This window comes from Pseudidiomarina salilacus (genome assembly GCF_047323925.1).
In the GTDB taxonomy this organism is placed as follows: Bacteria; Pseudomonadota; Gammaproteobacteria; order Enterobacterales; family Alteromonadaceae; genus Pseudidiomarina; species Pseudidiomarina salilacus.
The window spans coordinates 1510340-1528305 of sequence record NZ_CP178751.1 but is presented as its reverse complement, the minus strand read 5'-3'; the positions used below and the strand labels follow the sequence as shown (position 1 = coordinate 1528305).

The window sequence follows — 17966 nt, the reverse complement described above, 5'->3', positions numbered from 1 at the left end:
TGGGAAAGATCGGCACCTAGACTGTCACATTGTGGGGATTTGTGGGTAATAGTGGATCAAAAACTATGTTTCGTGGAGCAGCAGCACTTAGTCTTGATGACAAAGGCCGACTTGCGATACCAACCAAGTATCGGAAGAGCCTGTTGCTTGATTGCGATGGTCAAATGGTATGTACCATCGACATCAAGCAGCCGTGCCTATTGCTGTATCCCTTGCCAGAATGGCAAATCATCGAGCAAAAACTTACCACCTTATCAAGCATGAACCCCGCGGAGCGTCGTCTCCAGCGTTTGCTCTTGGGTCATGCCGAAGACTGCCAAATGGACAAAAATGGCCGTATCTTGATTGCGCCAACCTTGCGTCAACACGCAGATTTGGACAAGAAAATCATGATTATCGGTCAGTTGAATAAGTTCGAACTTTGGTCTGAAGCGGCATGGCATGAGCAAATCGCTACCGATATGGCAGCGGAGCAACAAGACGACTTGGCACTCAGTGATCGACTACAAGACTTCTCATTATAATGAATCAAGCGCCGCAACACGTATCGGTGCTGTTACAGGAGTCCATTGAGGCTCTTGCCATCAGACCGAACGGAATTTATCTCGATGCTACCTTTGGTAGAGGTGGACACTCGCGTGCGATTCTGGCGCAACTCAATGACCACGGCCGACTTATTGCTCTGGATCGCGACCCCACCGCGATTGCAGCAGCAGAGGCGTTGGCAGATGACCCTCGCTTTACCATTATCCACACTCCGTTTTCACGCCTCGAAGAGGTGCTAGACGCGCAGCAACTGCGTGGTGCCATTGACGGTATCCTATTCGACCTTGGTGTCTCATCCCCACAACTTGATGACGCTGAACGTGGCTTTAGCTTTATGCGCGAAGGGCCGTTGGATATGCGCATGGATACCAGCCGCGGCATGACCGCGGCAGACTTTGTTAATACCGCAAGTGCCGATGATATTTCTTTTGTCCTGCGCGAATACGGTGAAGAGCGCTTCGCCTGGCGCATTGCCCAAGCGATTCTGAAACAGCGAGAAGTACAGCCGCTCAGTACCACCAAAGAGTTGGCGACGCTCATTGATCAAGCGGTGCCGTTTAAAGATAAACACAAACATCCAGCAACCCGCAGTTTCCAAGCGATTCGCATCCATGTAAATGGTGAGCTGGATGAAATCGAGCAAGCCTTGCAAGCCGCTGTAGCTGGTTTAAAAGCTGGTGGTCGGTTGGCCGTGATTAGCTTCCATAGTCTTGAGGACCGCTTGGTGAAACGCTTCATGCGCGCACAAAGCAAGGGCAAAGACATTCCTGCAGGGTTACCGCTGCGCGATGATCAAATCGACCGAGGCCAGACCTTGAAGCTGATTGGCAAGGCGCATAAGCCAAGCGCAGAAGAGACCGAGTTGAATCCGCGTGCACGCAGCTCAGTGTTGCGCGTGGCAGAGAGGTTAGCCTATGACAACTAGTCGTGTGCCTAACCTCATCTCGGTATTGTTCGCAGACATGCGGCGGCAGAAGCTGCTGCTATTACTGATGCTCGTCAGTCTAGCAACGGCATTTAGCGTGATTTACATCGCCCACAGCAATCGCTTGTTGACGATTGAGCGCGATACCTTGTTATCAGAGCGTGACGAAATCGACATTGAGTGGCGTCATTTGCAAATTGAACAGACGGCGCTGACTGAGCACAGTCGGGTCGAGCGGATTGCCAGTCAGCGTTTGGACATGGTCCGTCCAGAAGGCGAACAGGAGGTGCTAGTGCCATGGCAATAACACCTCGTAAACGCGGCAACAAAAAAGTGGCCCAGCCGCACTTGGGCAATGGCCGCTTCTATTTCGCCTTGCTGGTGGTCGGCTTGGTGTTCGGCAGTCTGGTCGCGCGCGCAGCTTACATTCAGGTGATTAAACCTGAACAATTGATATATGAAGGGGATCGCCGCTCATTACGCGCGGACCCAACCACGGTGCAGCGCGGTACCATCACTGATCGGCACGGGCGTGAGCTGGCGGTCAGTGTGCCGGTACAAACTGTCTGGGCCGATCCGCAGCGAGTCCACGAAGGTAATGGCCTGGCCAATCGTGAGCGTTGGTTGGCGCTCGCCGAAGTATTCCGTACTGACGCTGAAAGCTTGATGGCGCGCGTTGACGATCCGAGTCGTCGTTTCGTCTATCTCGAGCGTAAGGTCACCCCAGCGGTTGCCGAATATGTGCGCCAGTTGGGCATTCCAGGTGTGTACTTAAAAACTGAATCACGGCGGTTTTACCCAGTGGGTGAAATTGCTGCTCATTTAGTTGGCTTCACCGACATTGATGGCAAGGGCATCGAAGGTCTTGAAGCTGCCTTTAACGAGGTTCTTACAGGGAAGCCGGGAGAGCGGCTATACCGCAAGGATGCGCAAGGACGGGTTGTTGAAGAAGTGCGAGTCACCGCCGCTGAACAACCACAACAACTAACGCTCAGTATTGATCAGCGTTTGCAATCTCTAGCCTATGCCGAGTTAAAAAAAGCCGTGCGCTATCATCAGGCAACCTCGGGCTCAGTAGTGATTGTTGACGTTGATACTGGCGAAGTGCTGGCGATGGTCAACAGCCCGTCCTTTAACCCAAACAATCGCGCTGATTTGCAACCACACCGGATGCGCAATCGGGCGATTACCGACGCTTATGAGCCGGGTTCAACCATGAAGCCATTAGTGGTGCTGGCGGGGCTTGAAGCGGGCGTCATAGAGCAAGACACCGTGATCGACACCAGTCCAGGTTGGATGCGTCTTGGTGGTCGCCGCGTCAGCGACCCGATCAACCGCGGTGAACAAAGCATTACTGAGATTTTACAGAACTCCAGCAACATGGGGTCGTCCAAGATTGCGCTCGCAACGGGCGTAGAAAAACTGCTGGCAACCTATGCCGCGGTAGGTCTTGGAAACGACACAGGAATTAGCATGGTGGGTGAGAGTTATGGTGTGCTGCAACATCGCACGCGTTGGTCAGATTTTGAAATTGCGACTTTATCATTTGGTTACGGCTTGACCGCGACCACTTTGCAGTTAGCTCAAGCGTATAGCGTGATTGCCAATGGCGGTGTGTATCGACCGCTGACCATCATGCGGCGTGAAGAGGGACAATTGCCACCGGGAGAGCGCGTGGTGGACGCTGGTAACGCGGAAGCCGTGCTACTGATGCTTGAGCAAGTAGTCGCCGATGGCAGTGCCAAAAATGCACGGGTCCCTGGTTACCGCGTGGCGGGCAAAACCGGCACCGCCCGTAAAGCGATTGCCGGTGGCTACGGTGACGAATATGTAACCCTATTTGCCGGCGTTGCGCCGGTAAGTGATCCGCGCATTGCGGTGGTGGTCACCATTAACGAACCAAGTGGCGACGATTATTACGGTAGCACCGTGTCGGCACCGATTTTTGCCGAAATCGTTGGTGATGCGCTACGCGCCATGAACGTTGCACCTGACCACATGGAAGATACGCAGTTACGGGTTGCGGGTTTTGGAGGTGCAGAATGATGCAGCTCAGTCAGTTGTTACCGAACTACCCATTACCCTTACCAAACGTTAGCGTTGGCGGCTTGAAGTTAGATAGCCGCCAAGTTGCTGCTGGTGATGCTTTCGTTGCCGTGCCTGGCTATCAGGTCGATGGCCGTGACTTTATTGACGCTGCGATTGCTGCTGGCGCTAAAGTGGTGTTGTGTGAGTCAGATGGCGTTGGTATCGAACAACGTGAACAAACTTATATTATTGAAGTGCCGCAGTTAAAGTCAGATTTATCCTTTATCGCCGCACGCTTTTTCGGTGAACCAGCGCGCCACATGCAAGTGGTAGGGGTGACGGGGACCAATGGCAAAACTTCAGTGACCTATTTAGTTGCCCAACTGTTACAAGAGCTCGGCGTTAAAGCGGGTGTCATTGGCACTACCGGCAGCGGCTTCCCAGGTGCTTTGTTGCCTGAAAGCCACACGACTCCCGACCCGATTGCTGTGCAGCAACGTCTAGCGATGCTCCGTGCAGAGGGCGCCCAGGCTGTGGCGATGGAAGTTTCGTCACATGCGCTCGTACAGCGCCGCGCTGAAGCGATTCCATTTGCCGTTGCGGTTGCCACTAATATCAGCCGCGACCACTTGGATTACCATGGCACCATGGCGAACTATGCCGGTGCGAAACGCCGCTTATTTACCGAATTAGACAGTCAAGCGGCGGTCCTCAATGTGGATGACGGCGCCTTAACCGCGTGGTTGCCAGATCGTCCGGATGCTTGGCGTTACAGCTTGCAGCCACAAGATCATGGCCGTTGTGTGTATGCTCATGACGTCGTTTATACCGATAGTGGCACACAGTTTATCCTCAACGTTCCTAGCGCTGGCGGTCGCACTGAGTTTAGTGTGCAATCACCGTTGTTAGGCACTTTTAACGTTTACAACTTACTTGCGGCTTTAGTTGCGGTTGCGCAATTAGGCCATGCTTGGGAAGCCATCGTTAAAGCAGTGCCGCAATTACATACAGTGCCAGGGCGCATGGAAGCCTTCAGTGCGGCAAACAAACCACTGGTGATTGTTGATTATGCGCATACGCCAGACGCGCTGCAGCAGGTACTACAAGCCGTGCGTCGCCATTGTCATGGCGAACTTTGGTGCGTATTTGGCTGTGGTGGCGATCGCGATCGTGGCAAACGCCCGCAAATGGGCAGCGTCGCCGCACAGTACGCCGACCGTGTAGTGGTAACCGACGACAACCCACGTACCGAAGACCCACAACAGATTATCAGCGACATTCTGGCCGGCATTCCGCAAAGCGATCATGTCATCACCCTGCCGGGCCGCAAACAAGCCGTCGCGCAGACAATTGCCCAAGCCGTAGCGCAGGATGTCGTGGTGCTCGCCGGTAAAGGGCATGAAGATTATCAAGTGATTGGCCGCGAACGTGTCGCTTATGATGAGCGGGCGTGGGCGGCTGCGTGTTTAGCGACACAAGGCACTGCATCGGCAGTGCGTGGGGGCGAGCATGATTAAAACAGATATGCAGTGGATTTGTCGTGCAGTCGATGGTCAATTATTCGGCGCCAACGTCAGTATTGATGCGGTGAGTACCGATACTCGCAAGTTGCCACAAGATTGCTTGTTTATTGCGCTCAAAGGCCACAATTTTGATGCGCATGAGTTTGTCGCTGACGCAATGCAGAAAGGCGCAAAGGCGTTGCTCGTTGAGCGCCGGGTAGAACTTGCTGAGTATCCTGACGTAGCGCAAATCGTTGTCAAGGATACCCGTTACGCATTGGGTCAGCTTGGTGCCGCGGTTAAAGCCAGCGTACAGCCAAAGACCATTGCAATTACCGGAAGCAGCGGTAAAACCACAGTCAAAGAGATGATGGCCGCGATTATGTCGAGTCAAGGCAAGGTGCTTGCCACAGCCGGCAACTTTAACAACGACATCGGCGTACCACTTACCTTGCTGCGCCTTGAGCCACAGCACGATATTGCTATTGTCGAGCTCGGCGCTAATCACCAAGGTGAGATCGGTTACACCACGCGCTTAACCCAACCTGATGTTGCCATTATCAACAATGTTGCGCCGGCGCATGTCGAAGGCTTCGGCAGCGTACACGGCGTATTTCGTGCTAAGTCAGAAATTTTTAAAGGCCTGAATGCCGATGGTTTAGCCCTGACGCCACTGCGTTCAGAGTTTGCGCCCTGCTGGGCTAAGCAAATCACCCATTGTAAGCATTTGACCTTTGGGCAAGACGACGGCGCAGCAATTCGTGCCACCGACGTGACCGTCGACGAACAAGGCTGTGCCAGTTTTACCGCACACTTACCGGCGAGCCTAGCTGGCACTGAGCAAAGTGCAAAAATTAAGCTAAATCTGCCGGGTTTACACAACGTTGACAATGCACTGGTAGCTATTGCAGCAACAGTTGCGATAGGTTGTCCGCTTGCTGATGCACAAGCTGCATTAGCGGCTTTAACGCCAGTCCCAGGTCGCATGCATGTGCTGCCACTGAGTGCCCAAATCAAACTGATTGATGACAGCTATAACGCCAATGTTGGGTCGGTCAAAGCGGCGCTCGATATGCTCGCGGTTTACCCAGGCTTACGCATTATGGTGCTCGGCGATATGGGCGAACTTGGTGAGCAGGCGCGGCAATATCATGAAGAAATTGGCGCCTATGCGATTGCGGCTGGCATCGACAACTTGTTTACTTTGGGTGTGTTGAGTCAAAGCGCGAGTGAGGTATTCAACGGTCGTGGTGGTAAGCACTTTAGTGACCTTGCAGCATTGGTCGAGGGCATTTTAGCGACCACACAGCAGGCACAGCTACCCATTACGATTTTGGTGAAAGGCTCACGCAGCGCGCACATGGAGCGCGTGATTGAAGCGCTGCAACAACGTGCCAATGAACTCCACCCAAGCTTGCACGAAGAAGGAAAGCAACCATGCTAGTTTGGCTAGCGGATTATTTAACCCAGTTCGCCACCGGCTTTAATGTCGTCTCGTATTTGACCATGCGGGCGATTCTCAGTGTGCTGACGGCGTTACTGATGGCACTGATTCTGGGTCCGCGTTTGATCCGCTATTTGCAGCGTTTACAGATTGGTCAGTCGGTTCGAGATGATGGCCCGCAAAGTCATTTAAGTAAGTCCGGTACCCCAACCATGGGCGGTGTGTTGATCATTGCCTCGATTGTGATTTCAACGGTGCTGTGGGCGGATTTATCCAACCGCTATGTACAAACCGTCCTCGGGGTCGTTATCGGTTTTGGCCTGATTGGTTTTATCGACGATTATCGCAAAGTCGTACAGAAAAACTCGCGTGGCTTGCCGGCGAAGTGGAAGTACTTTTGGCAGTCAGTGGTAGCAACTGTGGCCGCAGTATTTCTCTATGCGAATGCGACCGTGGGTGCTGAAACCCAGCTCTTAGTACCATTTTTCAAAGATGTGATGCCACAACTGGGACTGTTCTATGTGGTACTGGCCTATTTTGTCGTGGTCGGCACTAGTAATGCGGTGAATCTAACCGACGGTCTCGATGGCCTCGCCATTGTGCCAACCATTATGGTCGCTGGCGCGTTAGGCATTTTTGCTTATGCCTCAGGCAACATGAACTTTGCCGAATACTTGAATATTCCTCACTTGCCGTTATCCGGCGAACTGCTGGTGGTGTGTACCGCGATTTGCGGTGCTGGTCTCGGCTTTTTGTGGTTTAACACCTACCCAGCACAAGTGTTCATGGGTGATGTTGGTTCACTGACCTTGGGTGCCACCTTGGGCATCATCGCCGTGATGGTGCGCCAAGAATTGATTCTTTTCATCATGGGCGGGGTGTTCGTGATGGAAACTGTATCGGTGATACTGCAAGTGGGCTCTTACAAACTACGCGGTAAACGCGTGTTTCGTATGGCGCCGATTCACCATCATTATGAACTGAAAGGTTGGCCAGAACCGCGCGTGATCGTGCGCTTTTGGATTTTGTCGATCGTCTTTGTATTGATCGGCTTAGCCACCTTAAAACTACGTTAACTACGGGATGCAAACGCAGCAATGAGCTACTTAGCAGCACTCGACAACTATGACAGCATTGGCGTGGTCGGTCTCGGCCAGTCAGGGCTGTCGTGTGTGCGCTTCTTGCTGCAACAAGGGTTGCGTCCGGTAGTATTTGATACGCGTGAACAACCACCAGCAGCGGCGCTACAACTGGTGCAAGAAGCTGGATTGACGTTGTTCACCGGTCCTCTTGATGTCGCTGAACTGCTGGCCTGCGATCTATTGGTAGTGAGTCCTGGTCTAGATCTCCGTAATCCGGCGTTACAGATGGCCGCAGATGCTGATATCCCACTGGTCGGTGATGCAGATATTTTTGCCCAGTACGCACAGGCTCCAGTGCTGGGTATTACCGGCTCGAATGGCAAATCAACGGTCACTAAGCTGACGGCTGAATTACTCAGTGCTGCCGGCAAAAAGGTTGCCATGGGTGGCAATATCGGCATTCCAATGCTCGACGTGCTGGCCGCTGATGTTGACGTCTATGTAATCGAGCTTTCGAGCTTTCAGCTCGATACGATGCACGACTTACGGTTGCACGCAGCGGCCTTATTGAACATTAGCGATGATCATCTTGATCGCTATGCTAGCCGGGCGCACTACGTGCAATCTAAGCATCGGATCTACAACAACGCTAGCACCGGTATCTGGAATCGTGACCAGCGCTTAACCGCACCCGACCATTTAGCTTTTGAGCAACAACTTAGCTTTGGTAGTGATAGTGCGGAACTCGAAGTGCCAGGTTTGTTTGGCCTAGAGTTAAACGATAGTGAAGCCACTTTGTACTACCGCGATCAAGCGCTGTTGCGAGCCTCGGAGTTAAAGTTAAGTGGCGTGCACAACTTATTGAATATCCAAGCGGCGCTGGCTTTAGTGCAGACTCTGGGCATTGAGCCGCAGACAGTGCTGGATGCGGTTCGCAACTTCACTGGTTTACCACACCGTTGTGAGTTGGTAGCAGAAGCCAATGGTGTGCGCTGGGTAAATGATTCGAAAGCCACCAATATTGGTGCAGCGGAAGCAGCAATTCAAGGCCTGCGGCCACTGGTGCAGGGCAAGTTGATTTTGATCGCGGGTGGCGACGGCAAGGGCGCTGATTTTAGTGTGTTCCGCACAGCCTTGAAACAAGTCGATGAGTTGATTGTACTTGGCCGTGATGCGGAGCGTGTGGCACAACACTTCGGCGGTGACGCTATTCGCGTTAGCGACATGAGCCAAGCGGTTGCGGCCGCGGCGGAGCAGGCCATCGAACACAGCACGGTATTGCTGGCACCTGCTTGCGCCAGTCTCGATATGTACAAGAATTATGAGCAACGCGGTGAAGTGTTCAAAGCGGCGGTGCTCGCACAAGTTGCGGAGGTGTCGCATGGCTGAAACAGCGCGCACTGAACAGCAACTTGAATTAGGTATTCAGCAGGGTGCGCTGGAGCCAAGCTTGTGGCAGCGCCTGCAACAATGGTGGTTGCCCGAAGAGAGCGTGCTCTACGATCGTGCTTTGCTATGGCTGGCGCTAGGGCTGATGGCATTCGGCTTTATCATGGTCAGTTCGGCTTCGTTTCCAATTGCAGAGCGTCTGACCGGCAATCCATTCCATTTCGTCATCCGCCACAGTCTTTATGTTGCCCTCGGCTTGGGACTGCTAGCAATTGCCGTGCAGATTCCTTCGGACTGGTGGTTCAAAGGCAGTGCCGGATTGCTGCTTGCAGCACTAGCCTCATTAATTGTGGTGTTGGTGGTCGGTCATGAAGTGAACGGTGCGCGCCGCTGGATCAAAGTGGGGCCGATGACACTGCAAGTCGCGGAGCTCGCGAAGTTCTTTTTCGTGATTTATCTGAGTAGTTATTTGGCGCGACGCATCGATTTGGTGCAAGAGAATTTGCGCGAATTTATTAAGCCACTGGTAGTGTTGTTCTTCTTTGCAGTATTGCTGCTGATGCAGCCAGACTTCGGTTCACTAGCAGTGATGATCGCCATCGTAGTCGGCATGTTGTTTTTAGCTGGCGCGCGCTTGTGGCAGTTCTTTGCCATCTCGATTGTGCTGGCACTGGGCGTTACTTTACTGATCATCAAAGAGCCCTATCGGATGAAGCGCGTCACCTCGTTTCTTGACCCTTGGGAAGACCCCTTTGGCAGCGGCTATCAGTTGACCCAGTCGCTTATGGCGTTTGGTCGCGGTGATTGGATGGGCCAAGGACTGGGCAACAGTATTCAAAAATTGCAGTACCTGCCTGAGGCACACACCGACTTTATTATGGCGGTGGTCGGCGAGGAGCTCGGTTTCCTTGGTTTAGTGGGCGTTTTAGTGGCGGTATTCGCCATGGTTATTCGAGCGTTGCTCATTGGCCGTCGCGGCTTACGCCTTGATGAGCGCTTTGGCGCCTTCGTGGCCTACGGCATCGGCATTTGGTTTGCCTTCCAAGCGTTGGTCAATATCGGCGCGGCAGCGGGCATGCTGCCAACTAAGGGGCTGACCTTGCCATTTGTTTCTTACGGTGGCACCAGCTTGCTAGTCAGCTGTATTGCGCTGGGGCTGTTATTGCGTATCGATTACGAGCAACGCAAGAGAACCGTGAAAGCAGCACCACGTTCAGGTATCAGACGGCGGAGGAACAGCGTATGAGTCACATCGTTATCGCTGCTGCCGGAACCGGCGGTCATGTGTTTCCAGCACTGGCAGTCGCCGAGCAATTGCGCGCCAAAGGCCACAGTATTACTTGGTTAGGCACAACCGAGCAGCGCCTGGAAGCGCGAGTGGTGCCGGCCGCGGGTTTTGCGCTAGAGCAAATCAGCATGCAAGGACTGCGCGGTCATGGCCTGCTGCGTAAATTGGCAATGCCATTGCGCATGCTTAAAGCGATTGGTCAATGTCGCAAGATTTATCGTCGCAACAACACCCAGCTCGTTGTCAGCTTTGGTGGCTATGTTTGCGGTCCGGCGGGGCTAGCGGCGAAAGCTGCAGGGATCCCGTTGTTGGTGCATGAACAAAACGCCGTGGCGGGTATGACCAACAAAATGCTGGCGCGCTTTGCCAGCCATGTGATGGTCGGCTTTGCTGCGGCACAACAGCAGTTACCTGGTGCCGAAGTGACGGGAAATCCGTTGCGCGCCGAGTGGGCCGCGGCAAGTGCGCCAGCTGCGAGTGACAAATTACGAGTATTGGTGGTGGGCGGTAGCCTCGGCGCGCAAGCCTTGAATCAAGCGGTGCCTGCCGCGCTCAAGCAGTTAAACCAAGCTGAGCGGCTGCAAGTGGTGCATCAGTGCGGCAAAGGGCGGGTCGCTGAAGTTGAAACCGCGTATGCAGCGAGCGGTATTGCCGCGGTGACCGTGCTGGAATTCATCGATGCGATGCATGCAGCCTATGCCGAGGCAGATGTCGTGATTTGTCGCGCTGGCGCATTAACGGTAAGTGAATTAGCCGTTGTCGGTACCCCAGCGATTTTTGTGCCATTGCCGCATGCGGTGGACGATCATCAGACTGCCAATGCACAAGAACTCGAGCGAGTAGGCGCCGGCGTGGTGTTACCACAGCCGCAATTAGAACAAATTGAGCCATTGGTGGCGCTGTTGCGTGACTGGTTGGCACATCCCGAAAAATTAAGTGAGATGCGGCGGAATGCGCAAGCAGCGGCGCGTCCACAAGCAACGCAAGCAGTAGTGGAGCGATGTGAGCAATGGTTATGAGTAGCAACACAATGAAAACGCCTTTCACCGTGGTGAGCGTGCCGGAAATGCGGCGCGTGAAGCGTATTCATTTTGTTGGCATCGGTGGTGCCGGCATGGGCGGTATTGCCGAAGTGTTGCTGAACCAAGGCTACAGCATCAGCGGCTCCGACATGGCGGAGAATGCCAATACCGAGCGGTTACGTAACCTAGGTGCGTGCATTGCTATCGGTCATGCGACAGAAAATGTCGCACAGGCAGATGTGGTGGTAGTGAGTTCGGCAATTCGCGCCGACAATGTCGAGTTGCAAGCAGCCAAGGCAGCGGGTATTCCGCAAGTGCGGCGCGCCGAGATGTTGGCTGAACTGATGCGCTTCCGTCATGGTATCGCGGTGGCCGGTACCCACGGCAAAACCACGACTACCAGTTTAATCGCTAGCATTTTCGCCGAGGCTGAGCTGGATCCGACGTTCGTCATCGGTGGCTTGCTCAATAGTGCTGGCAGCAACGCGCGGTTGGGCAGCAGTAAGTACTTGATTGCCGAAGCTGATGAGTCTGACGCTTCGTTTTTGCACCTGCAGCCGATGGTGGCGGTGGTCACCAACATCGAAGCGGATCATATGGATACCTACGGTGGCGACTTTAACCGCTTACTCGACACCTATCTTGAGTTTTTGCACAACCTGCCGTTTTACGGTTTGGCGGTGATGTGTGTTGATGACCCAGTGATTCGTGAACTGCGCACCCGCATTGGTCGTCACATTACTACTTACGGTTTTAATGACGATGCCGACGTGCGCGGCAGTAACTATCGTCAACAGGGTGGTCAGAGTCACTTCACGGTGTTGCGCGATGGTCGGCAACCGCTCGAGGTGACCTTGAATCTGCCAGGGCATCACAACGCACTGAATGCCTTGGCGGCGATTGCGGTCGCTACCGATGAGGGCATCGACGATGCAGCTATCCAGCGCGCCTTGGTGCAGTTTGGTGGCATCGGTCGGCGGTTCCAGAATTTAGGTCACTTCGCCTGCGCCCGTGAGGGTAAACAAGGCGAGGTGATGTTGATTGATGATTATGGTCATCACCCGACCGAAGTGGCGGCAACCATTGCTGCGGCGCGTGCCGGTTGGCCTGAGCACCGCTTGGTGATGGCATTCCAGCCGCATCGTTACTCGCGGACACGCGACTTGTATGACGATTTTGTCTCGGTGCTATCAGAAGCTGATGTGCTTCTGCTGCTAGATGTTTATAGTGCTGGCGAAGCGCCGGTGCAAGGCGCAGACAGTCGCTCGTTGGCAAAATCGTTGCGCTTGCGCGGCAAAGTTGAACCGATTTACGTCGGTGACCGCGGCGAATTGATGAAGGTGCTTGCGGACATACTGCATCCGCAGGATATCGTGCTAGCACAAGGTGCCGGCAATATCGGCGCCATTGCCAAAGATCTCGCAGCGACTGAACTGCAACCCGAGGCATTAAGAGCCGCGGGTGCTGCATTCAAGGAGGCGCAGGGATGAGTGAATTCGGCAAAGTAGCAGTATTGATGGGTGGTGATTCGGCCGAACGCGAAGTGAGTCTGCGGTCGGGCCAAGCCGTGACCAAAGCGTTGCGCGAAGCTGGTGTCGATGCACATCCGTTTGATCCAGCGCATAATCCGCTCGCCGAGCTAAAAGAACAAGGTTTCCAGCGCGCTTTTAACGTCTTGCATGGGCGTGGCGGCGAAGACGGCACCATTCAAGGTGCGCTGCATTATTTGGGAATTCCTTACACCGGCAGTGGGGTATTGGCCTGTGCTTTGGCAATGGACAAAGTGAAAACCAAACAAATTTGGCAAGCGGCTGGCTTACCCGTGGCGACCAGTCGCGTGATCCGCAAGGGTCAAGCTTACGATGCTAAGCACCTGTTAGAAGAGCTCGGCGGCAAAGTAATGGTAAAGCCAGCGCAAGAAGGTTCAAGTATTGGCATGAGCTCGGCGGCAGATGCTGCGGGCTTAACTAAGGCGATTGCCTTGGCGCATGAATTTGACGCCGAAGCTTTGGTCGAGAGTTGGTTGGCGGGGCCGGAATATACGGTGGCCATTTTGGGTGACCAAGCATTGCCAGCGATTCGATTGCAGACCACCCATGAATTTTATGATTACGATGCCAAGTATCAGGCCAACGACACTCAGTATCATTGTCCTGCGGGCTTGTCAGAGTTGGAAGAAATGGCCTTGCGACAACTCGCGGAAGAAGCCTTTGCTTGTTTGAGCGGCAAAGGCTGGGGGCGCATTGACGTGATGTGCGACAAGTTTGGCAATTTTCGTTTGCTCGAAGCAAACATGGTGCCAGGCATGACCGAAAAAAGTTTAGTACCCATGGCAGCCAAGGCGGCTGGCATGAGTTTTGCCGAGTTAGTGGTTGAGATTTTGCGTCGTTGTGAGAGCTGATGTATGGCTGCGAGCGAACGCACAATTACATGGCAGTTTTGGGCGGGGTTAAGTTTTTTCGCAGTCGTGGTGATCGGTACCTTAGCTGGCATTGGCTGGCTGTACTACACCGCCATGGACGCGCAAGAAGTACCGTTAAAGCGGCTAGTGGTGCAGGGCGAGTTGCAGTATGTGACGCCGGCAGATGTACGCACCACCTTGTTGGGCGAACCGCTGGGTAGTTTTTTCTCAGCGGATGTCGATGAGATACGGGCGCGGGTTGAGGCCATGCCTTGGGTCGCACAAGCGTCGGTGCGCAAGGAATGGCCGGATATTTTGAAAGTGTTTTTGGTCGAGCAGAAGCCGCTTGCCCATTGGAATGCGAACCAGCGCGATGACGCGTTGGTGAACCAAGCAGGCGAGGTGTTTTACGCCGACAAGTCAGTACTGGAACAGAGTTTGCCGTACTTGTCGGGCCCCGAACACGCCATAGCTGAAGTGGTGCAGCAATACCGCAACACCAGCGAGCTACTTGGTTTGAATGGTTTTCAGGTACAGCAGTTGGAGTTAAGCGAACGTTTTGCGGTGGAGCTGGTTTTGCAAAATGGTTTGCAACTGCGGTTAGGGCGCGAAGCCTTATTAGAACGGATACAGCGATTTATTGATTTGTATCCGCAGTTAGAAAAGCACAAAGAGTTGCCGCTGGAGTCAGTGGATTTGCGTTACGACACCGGTGTTGCGGTGCGCTGGCGCAGTAAAGAAGAAGTTGCAGCAGAACAACAACAAGAGAGTTAAAAGGCATGTCAAAAGCAACAGAGCGGAATATGGTCGTTGGCTTGGATATCGGCACCAGCAAAGTGGTGGCACTGATTGGCGAGCTCATGCCTGACGGCGAGATTAGCGTAATTGGCGTTGGCGCAGCCGCAGCGCGTGGCATGGACAAAGGCGGCGTGAATGACTTGAACCTGGTGGTGCAGTCAATTCAACGCGCGGTAGAAGAAGCCGAGTTGATGGCCGACTGTCGCATCGCTTCGGTTTATTTGAATATTTCTGGTCGTCATATCGCCTGTCAAAACGAAAGTGGCATGGTCCCGATCAACGAAGCAGAAGTGACGCAAGACGATGTTGATAGCGTGATTCATGCCGCTAAATCGGTACCTATTGCGCAAGAACGCCGTATTTTACATGTGCTGCCGCAAGAATTTGTCATCGACTCGCAAGAAAGCATCAAAAGTCCGATTGGCATGTCTGGCGTGCGCATGGAAGCCAAAGTACACATCGTCACCTGCGCTAATGACATGGCTAAAAATATCGAGAAGGCCGTTGAGCGTTGTGGCTTGAGTGTCGACCGTTTGATTTTCTCCGCACTGGCTTCGAGCCACTCGGTGCTGACTGATGATGAAAAAGACTTAGGTGTGGCGTTGGTCGATATGGGCGCCGGCACCATTGATATTTGTATTTATACCGGTGGGGTACTACGCCACACCGCGGTGATTCCAGCGGCGGGTAACCAAGTGACCAGTGATATTGCGAAGATCTTCCGTACCCCGCTGAATCACGCTGAAGAAATTAAAACCAAGTATGCCTGCGCGCTGTGCCAGTTGGTCAGTAAAGACGACAACATCGAAGTGCCATCGGTAGGTGGGCGTCCATCGCGGGTGATGCAGCGGCATATCTTGGCTGAGGTGGTAGAGCCACGCTACCAAGAATTATTCGAATTGATTCGTGAAGAAATCCAGCAAAGTGGCTTAGATGAGCAAATTGCCGCCGGTATCGTGTTAACCGGTGGTTGTGGTCGCATGGAAGGTGCCATTGAATTTGCCGAAGAAATTTTTCAGATGCCAGTTCGCTTAGGCGAGCCGTTGGGTATGCACGGTTTGAGTGATTATGTGCAAGATCCAACCTACGCCACGGCGGTCGGTTTGCTGCGCTACGGCCAGCAAGACATACAATCGCGCCAAGAAGAAGCGCGAGACAACAACGTGATCGGTATGTGGAAACGCGTTCACGGTTGGTTTAAAGGTGAATTCTAAGTAAATCAACACTTTGGAAAAGTTTTTTGGGGTAGTACAATAAGCAGGTAAAAGGAGAAACAACATGTCTGAAGTATTCGAAGTACTTGACAATTTTGACAGCGATGCAGTCATTAAAGTGATCGGTGTAGGTGGTGGCGGCGGTAACGCCGTGAAGCACATGATCAGCGAATCTATTGAGGGTGTGCAGTTCTTGGCTGCTAACACCGATGCGCAGTCATTGCGTAACCATGGTGCCCACGTGACCATTCAATTAGGTAACGACATCACCAAAGGACTCGGTGCTGGCGCGAATCCTGATATCGGTCGTCAAGCCGCAGAAGAGTCGCGCGAAGAGATCAAGAAGCACCTTGAAGGTGCGGACATGATTTTCATCGCTGCAGGTATGGGCGGTGGTACCGGTACCGGTGCTGCGCCAGTGGTTGCGGAAGTTGCGCGTGAACTGGGCATCTTAACCGTAGCCGTGGTTACCAAGCCGTTCCCATTTGAAGGGCGCAAGCGGATGGCAGTTGCCGACGAAGGTATCGCGCAATTAGGGCGCTTCGTTGACTCGCTGATCACCATTCCAAACGAAAAACTGTTGAAAGTACTTGGTAAGGGCACTAGCTTGCTCGACGCCTTTAGTGCTGCCAACAACGTTTTGCTTGGCGCGGTGCAAGGTATTGCCGATTTGATCACCCGTACCGGTTTGATCAACGTCGACTTTGCCGACGTGCGTGCGGTCATGCGTGAAATGGGTACCGCGATGATGGGTACCGGTGTTGCGCGCGGTGAAGAACGAGCGCAAGAAGCCGCAGAGATGGCAATCAACAGTCCACTGTTGGAAGACATCGATCTTTCTGGCGCCCGTGGCGTACTAGTCAATATTACCGCTGGTATGGACATGAGCATCGATGAATTTGAAACCGTCGGTAGCACCGTGAAAGCCTTTGCCGCTGAAAATGCGACCGTGATTGTGGGTACCGTTATCGACCCAGATATGTCGGAAGAGATGCGTGTTACTGTAGTTGCTACTGGCATTGGTGCTGAGCGTAAACCAGATATTTCGCTGGTGAACAACGGCCGCGACAAAGCGCGTGAAACAAGCTACGGCCGTAACTCAGGTTACCAAGGCGGCGGTGCAGCGACAGCGCGCGTACTCGATAATGAACCAGAAGAGCTGGAACAAGAAGAGTACGAAGTACAGCTGGAAAAGCCGGCAAGTAAGCCACAAGCAAGCAGTAACAAAGATATGGACTATCTAGACATTCCAGCATTTTTGCGCCGCCAAGTAGACTAACTTAGCGGCTCAAAAATTGGGTGTAAAAGCGTAAATTATTCGTAAGCAACTGTACAAAATTGCAGTTTTCACGAATTTTCGGTAAACTATTGCGCCTTTTACTGGTCAGACGAGATAGTGAGAACGAGACCAAATGATGAAACAACGCACTATTAAACAACCTATTGCGACCACAGGTGTGGGTTTGCACAAGGGTAATAAGGTGAAGTTGACATTGCGCCCAGCGCCGGCAAATACCGGCTTGGTGTTTCGTCGTGTCGATCTGAAACCTGCGGTTGATATTCGTGCCGACGCTGAGTTGGTGCGCGATACCCGTATGTGTACGTGTTTAATCAATGAAGATAACGTGCGTGTATCAACGGTCGAGCATTTGCTTGCCGCGATTGCCGCAATGGGTATCGACAATCTCATTATCGAAGTTGACAGCCATGAAATTCCAATCATGGACGGTAGCTCGCATCCGTTTATTTACCTGCTCCAGAGTGCGGGCATTGAAGAACAGGGCGCAGCGAAAAAGTTTATCCGAATCAAACAGCCGATTCGTGTCGAAGAAGATGACAAGTGGGCGGAACTACTACCCCATAATGGGTTCCGCATCGACTTTGCCATCGACTTCGACCATCCGGCGATTGCTGACACCAACCAAGTGGTAAGCATGGACTTTAGTACCCACAGCTTTATGAAAGAAATCAGCCGTGCGCGTACATTTGGTTTCATGAAAGATATCGAGTTCTTGCGCGCCAACAATCTAGCGTTAGGCGGCAGCTTCGATAACGCAGTGGTGTTAGATGAGTTCCGTATTTTGAATAGCGATGGTCTGCGTTATGACGACGAGTTCGTCAAACACAAGATCTTAGATGCGGTAGGCGACTTGTACATGGGTGGTCATGCGATTTTAGGTCATTTACGCGCCTTTAAATCAGGTCACGCATTGAACAATCAGTTGTTGCGTGCCGTTCTGCAACATCAAGAAGCTTGGGAATTCGTCACCTTCGAAGACGAAGCCGCCGAAGCTCCTATCGCTTTCACCAACACTGCAACGGCGTAA

16 protein-coding genes are annotated in these 17966 nt (G+C 53.1%); all 16 read left to right on the top strand.

All coding sequences use genetic code 11. The annotated features are described in order from the left end of the window. The first annotated feature begins 65 nt into the window (after window positions 1–65). The 16 genes from mraZ (at window position 66) to lpxC (ending at window position 17966) form a co-directional block, all read left to right on the top strand. Window positions 66–524 (top strand): division/cell wall cluster transcriptional repressor MraZ, encoded by a 459-nt coding sequence (gene mraZ / locus ACJ8W9_RS07270; protein WP_034731323.1) that lies wholly within the window; start codon window positions 66–68, stop codon window positions 522–524. Beyond that, on the top strand, window positions 521–1471 hold the full coding sequence (gene rsmH / locus ACJ8W9_RS07265) for a 16S rRNA (cytosine(1402)-N(4))-methyltransferase RsmH (RefSeq protein WP_411360947.1): 951 nt from the start codon (window positions 521–523) through the stop codon (window positions 1469–1471). The genes mraZ and rsmH overlap by 4 nt, the downstream gene beginning before the upstream one ends. Then, window positions 1461–1778: a cell division protein FtsL gene (gene ftsL, locus ACJ8W9_RS07260; RefSeq protein ID WP_411359206.1), complete on the top strand. Its 318-nt coding sequence runs from the start codon at window positions 1461–1463 to the stop codon at window positions 1776–1778. Before rsmH ends, ftsL begins: the two co-directional genes overlap by 11 nt. Beyond that, window positions 1769–3517, top strand: coding sequence for a peptidoglycan D,D-transpeptidase FtsI family protein (locus ACJ8W9_RS07255; RefSeq protein ID WP_411359205.1), 1749 nt, complete (start codon window positions 1769–1771; stop codon window positions 3515–3517). The genes ftsL and ACJ8W9_RS07255 overlap by 10 nt, the downstream gene beginning before the upstream one ends. Beyond that, a complete protein-coding gene (gene murE / locus ACJ8W9_RS07250) occupies window positions 3514–5016 on the top strand; it encodes a UDP-N-acetylmuramoyl-L-alanyl-D-glutamate--2,6-diaminopimelate ligase (protein ID WP_411359204.1) in 1503 nt (500 codons plus the stop codon). The genes ACJ8W9_RS07255 and murE overlap by 4 nt, the downstream gene beginning before the upstream one ends. Beyond that, on the top strand, window positions 5009–6445 hold the full coding sequence (locus tag ACJ8W9_RS07245) for a UDP-N-acetylmuramoyl-tripeptide--D-alanyl-D-alanine ligase (RefSeq protein ID WP_411360764.1): 1437 nt from the start codon (window positions 5009–5011) through the stop codon (window positions 6443–6445). The genes murE and ACJ8W9_RS07245 overlap by 8 nt, the downstream gene beginning before the upstream one ends. Beyond that, a complete protein-coding gene (mraY, locus tag ACJ8W9_RS07240; RefSeq protein ID WP_411359202.1) occupies window positions 6439–7521 on the top strand; it encodes a phospho-N-acetylmuramoyl-pentapeptide-transferase in 1083 nt (360 codons plus the stop codon). The genes ACJ8W9_RS07245 and mraY overlap by 7 nt, the downstream gene beginning before the upstream one ends. A gap of 21 nt (window positions 7522–7542) precedes the next feature. Continuing rightward, entirely contained in the window at window positions 7543–8916 is a 1374-nt protein-coding gene (murD, locus tag ACJ8W9_RS07235) for a UDP-N-acetylmuramoyl-L-alanine--D-glutamate ligase (RefSeq protein WP_411359201.1), read from the top strand. Further along, window positions 8909–10162 (top strand): cell division protein FtsW, encoded by a 1254-nt coding sequence (ftsW, locus tag ACJ8W9_RS07230; RefSeq protein WP_411359200.1) that lies wholly within the window; start codon window positions 8909–8911, stop codon window positions 10160–10162. The genes murD and ftsW overlap by 8 nt, the downstream gene beginning before the upstream one ends. Further along, a complete protein-coding gene (gene murG, locus ACJ8W9_RS07225) occupies window positions 10159–11223 on the top strand; it encodes an undecaprenyldiphospho-muramoylpentapeptide beta-N-acetylglucosaminyltransferase (protein WP_411360763.1) in 1065 nt (354 codons plus the stop codon). The genes ftsW and murG overlap by 4 nt, the downstream gene beginning before the upstream one ends. After that, complete coding sequence (gene murC, locus ACJ8W9_RS07220) at window positions 11214–12716, top strand: UDP-N-acetylmuramate--L-alanine ligase (protein ID WP_411360762.1); 1503 nt, start codon at window positions 11214–11216, stop codon at window positions 12714–12716. The genes murG and murC overlap by 10 nt, the downstream gene beginning before the upstream one ends. Then, window positions 12713–13627 carry a D-alanine--D-alanine ligase gene (locus ACJ8W9_RS07215; RefSeq protein ID WP_411360761.1) on the top strand — a complete coding sequence of 305 codons (915 nt, stop codon included), beginning with the start codon at window positions 12713–12715 and terminating at the stop codon, window positions 13625–13627. Before murC ends, ACJ8W9_RS07215 begins: the two co-directional genes overlap by 4 nt. 3 nt (window positions 13628–13630) lie before the next feature. After that, entirely contained in the window at window positions 13631–14401 is a 771-nt protein-coding gene (locus tag ACJ8W9_RS07210) for a cell division protein FtsQ/DivIB (RefSeq protein WP_411360760.1), read from the top strand. Window positions 14402–14406: 5 nt separating this feature from the next. Then, window positions 14407–15639, top strand: a complete 1233-nt coding sequence (gene ftsA / locus ACJ8W9_RS07205) for a cell division protein FtsA (RefSeq protein ID WP_034731349.1) — start codon at window positions 14407–14409, stop codon at window positions 15637–15639. Between the two features lie 64 nt (window positions 15640–15703). Continuing rightward, window positions 15704–16918 carry a cell division protein FtsZ gene (ftsZ, locus tag ACJ8W9_RS07200; RefSeq protein ID WP_411359195.1) on the top strand — a complete coding sequence of 405 codons (1215 nt, stop codon included), beginning with the start codon at window positions 15704–15706 and terminating at the stop codon, window positions 16916–16918. Window positions 16919–17051: 133 nt separating this feature from the next. Beyond that, window positions 17052–17966 (top strand): UDP-3-O-acyl-N-acetylglucosamine deacetylase, encoded by a 915-nt coding sequence (gene lpxC, locus ACJ8W9_RS07195; protein WP_411359194.1) that lies wholly within the window; start codon window positions 17052–17054, stop codon window positions 17964–17966.

What these genes read in the sequence shown, in the direction of transcription:
- ftsL (WP_411359206.1), top strand. Translation starts at nt 1,461, where the DNA reads ATGACAACTAGTCGTGTGCCTAACCTCATCTCGGTATTGTTCGCAGAC.
- lpxC (WP_411359194.1), top strand. Translation starts at nt 17,052, where the DNA reads ATGATGAAACAACGCACTATTAAACAACCTATTGCGACCACAGGTGTG.
- ACJ8W9_RS07215 (WP_411360761.1), top strand. Translation starts at nt 12,713, where the DNA reads ATGAGTGAATTCGGCAAAGTAGCAGTATTGATGGGTGGTGATTCGGCC.
- murE (WP_411359204.1), top strand. Translation starts at nt 3,514, where the DNA reads ATGATGCAGCTCAGTCAGTTGTTACCGAACTACCCATTACCCTTACCA.
- ACJ8W9_RS07245 (WP_411360764.1), top strand. Translation starts at nt 5,009, where the DNA reads ATGATTAAAACAGATATGCAGTGGATTTGTCGTGCAGTCGATGGTCAA.
- ACJ8W9_RS07255 (WP_411359205.1), top strand. Translation starts at nt 1,769, where the DNA reads ATGGCAATAACACCTCGTAAACGCGGCAACAAAAAAGTGGCCCAGCCG.
- murC (WP_411360762.1), top strand. Translation starts at nt 11,214, where the DNA reads ATGGTTATGAGTAGCAACACAATGAAAACGCCTTTCACCGTGGTGAGC.
- ftsW (WP_411359200.1), top strand. Translation starts at nt 8,909, where the DNA reads ATGGCTGAAACAGCGCGCACTGAACAGCAACTTGAATTAGGTATTCAG.
- ftsZ (WP_411359195.1), top strand. Translation starts at nt 15,704, where the DNA reads ATGTCTGAAGTATTCGAAGTACTTGACAATTTTGACAGCGATGCAGTC.
- ACJ8W9_RS07210 (WP_411360760.1), top strand. Translation starts at nt 13,631, where the DNA reads ATGGCTGCGAGCGAACGCACAATTACATGGCAGTTTTGGGCGGGGTTA.
- murG (WP_411360763.1), top strand. Translation starts at nt 10,159, where the DNA reads ATGAGTCACATCGTTATCGCTGCTGCCGGAACCGGCGGTCATGTGTTT.
- ftsA (WP_034731349.1), top strand. Translation starts at nt 14,407, where the DNA reads ATGTCAAAAGCAACAGAGCGGAATATGGTCGTTGGCTTGGATATCGGC.
- mraZ (WP_034731323.1), top strand. Translation starts at nt 66, where the DNA reads ATGTTTCGTGGAGCAGCAGCACTTAGTCTTGATGACAAAGGCCGACTT.
- mraY (WP_411359202.1), top strand. Translation starts at nt 6,439, where the DNA reads ATGCTAGTTTGGCTAGCGGATTATTTAACCCAGTTCGCCACCGGCTTT.
- murD (WP_411359201.1), top strand. Translation starts at nt 7,543, where the DNA reads ATGAGCTACTTAGCAGCACTCGACAACTATGACAGCATTGGCGTGGTC.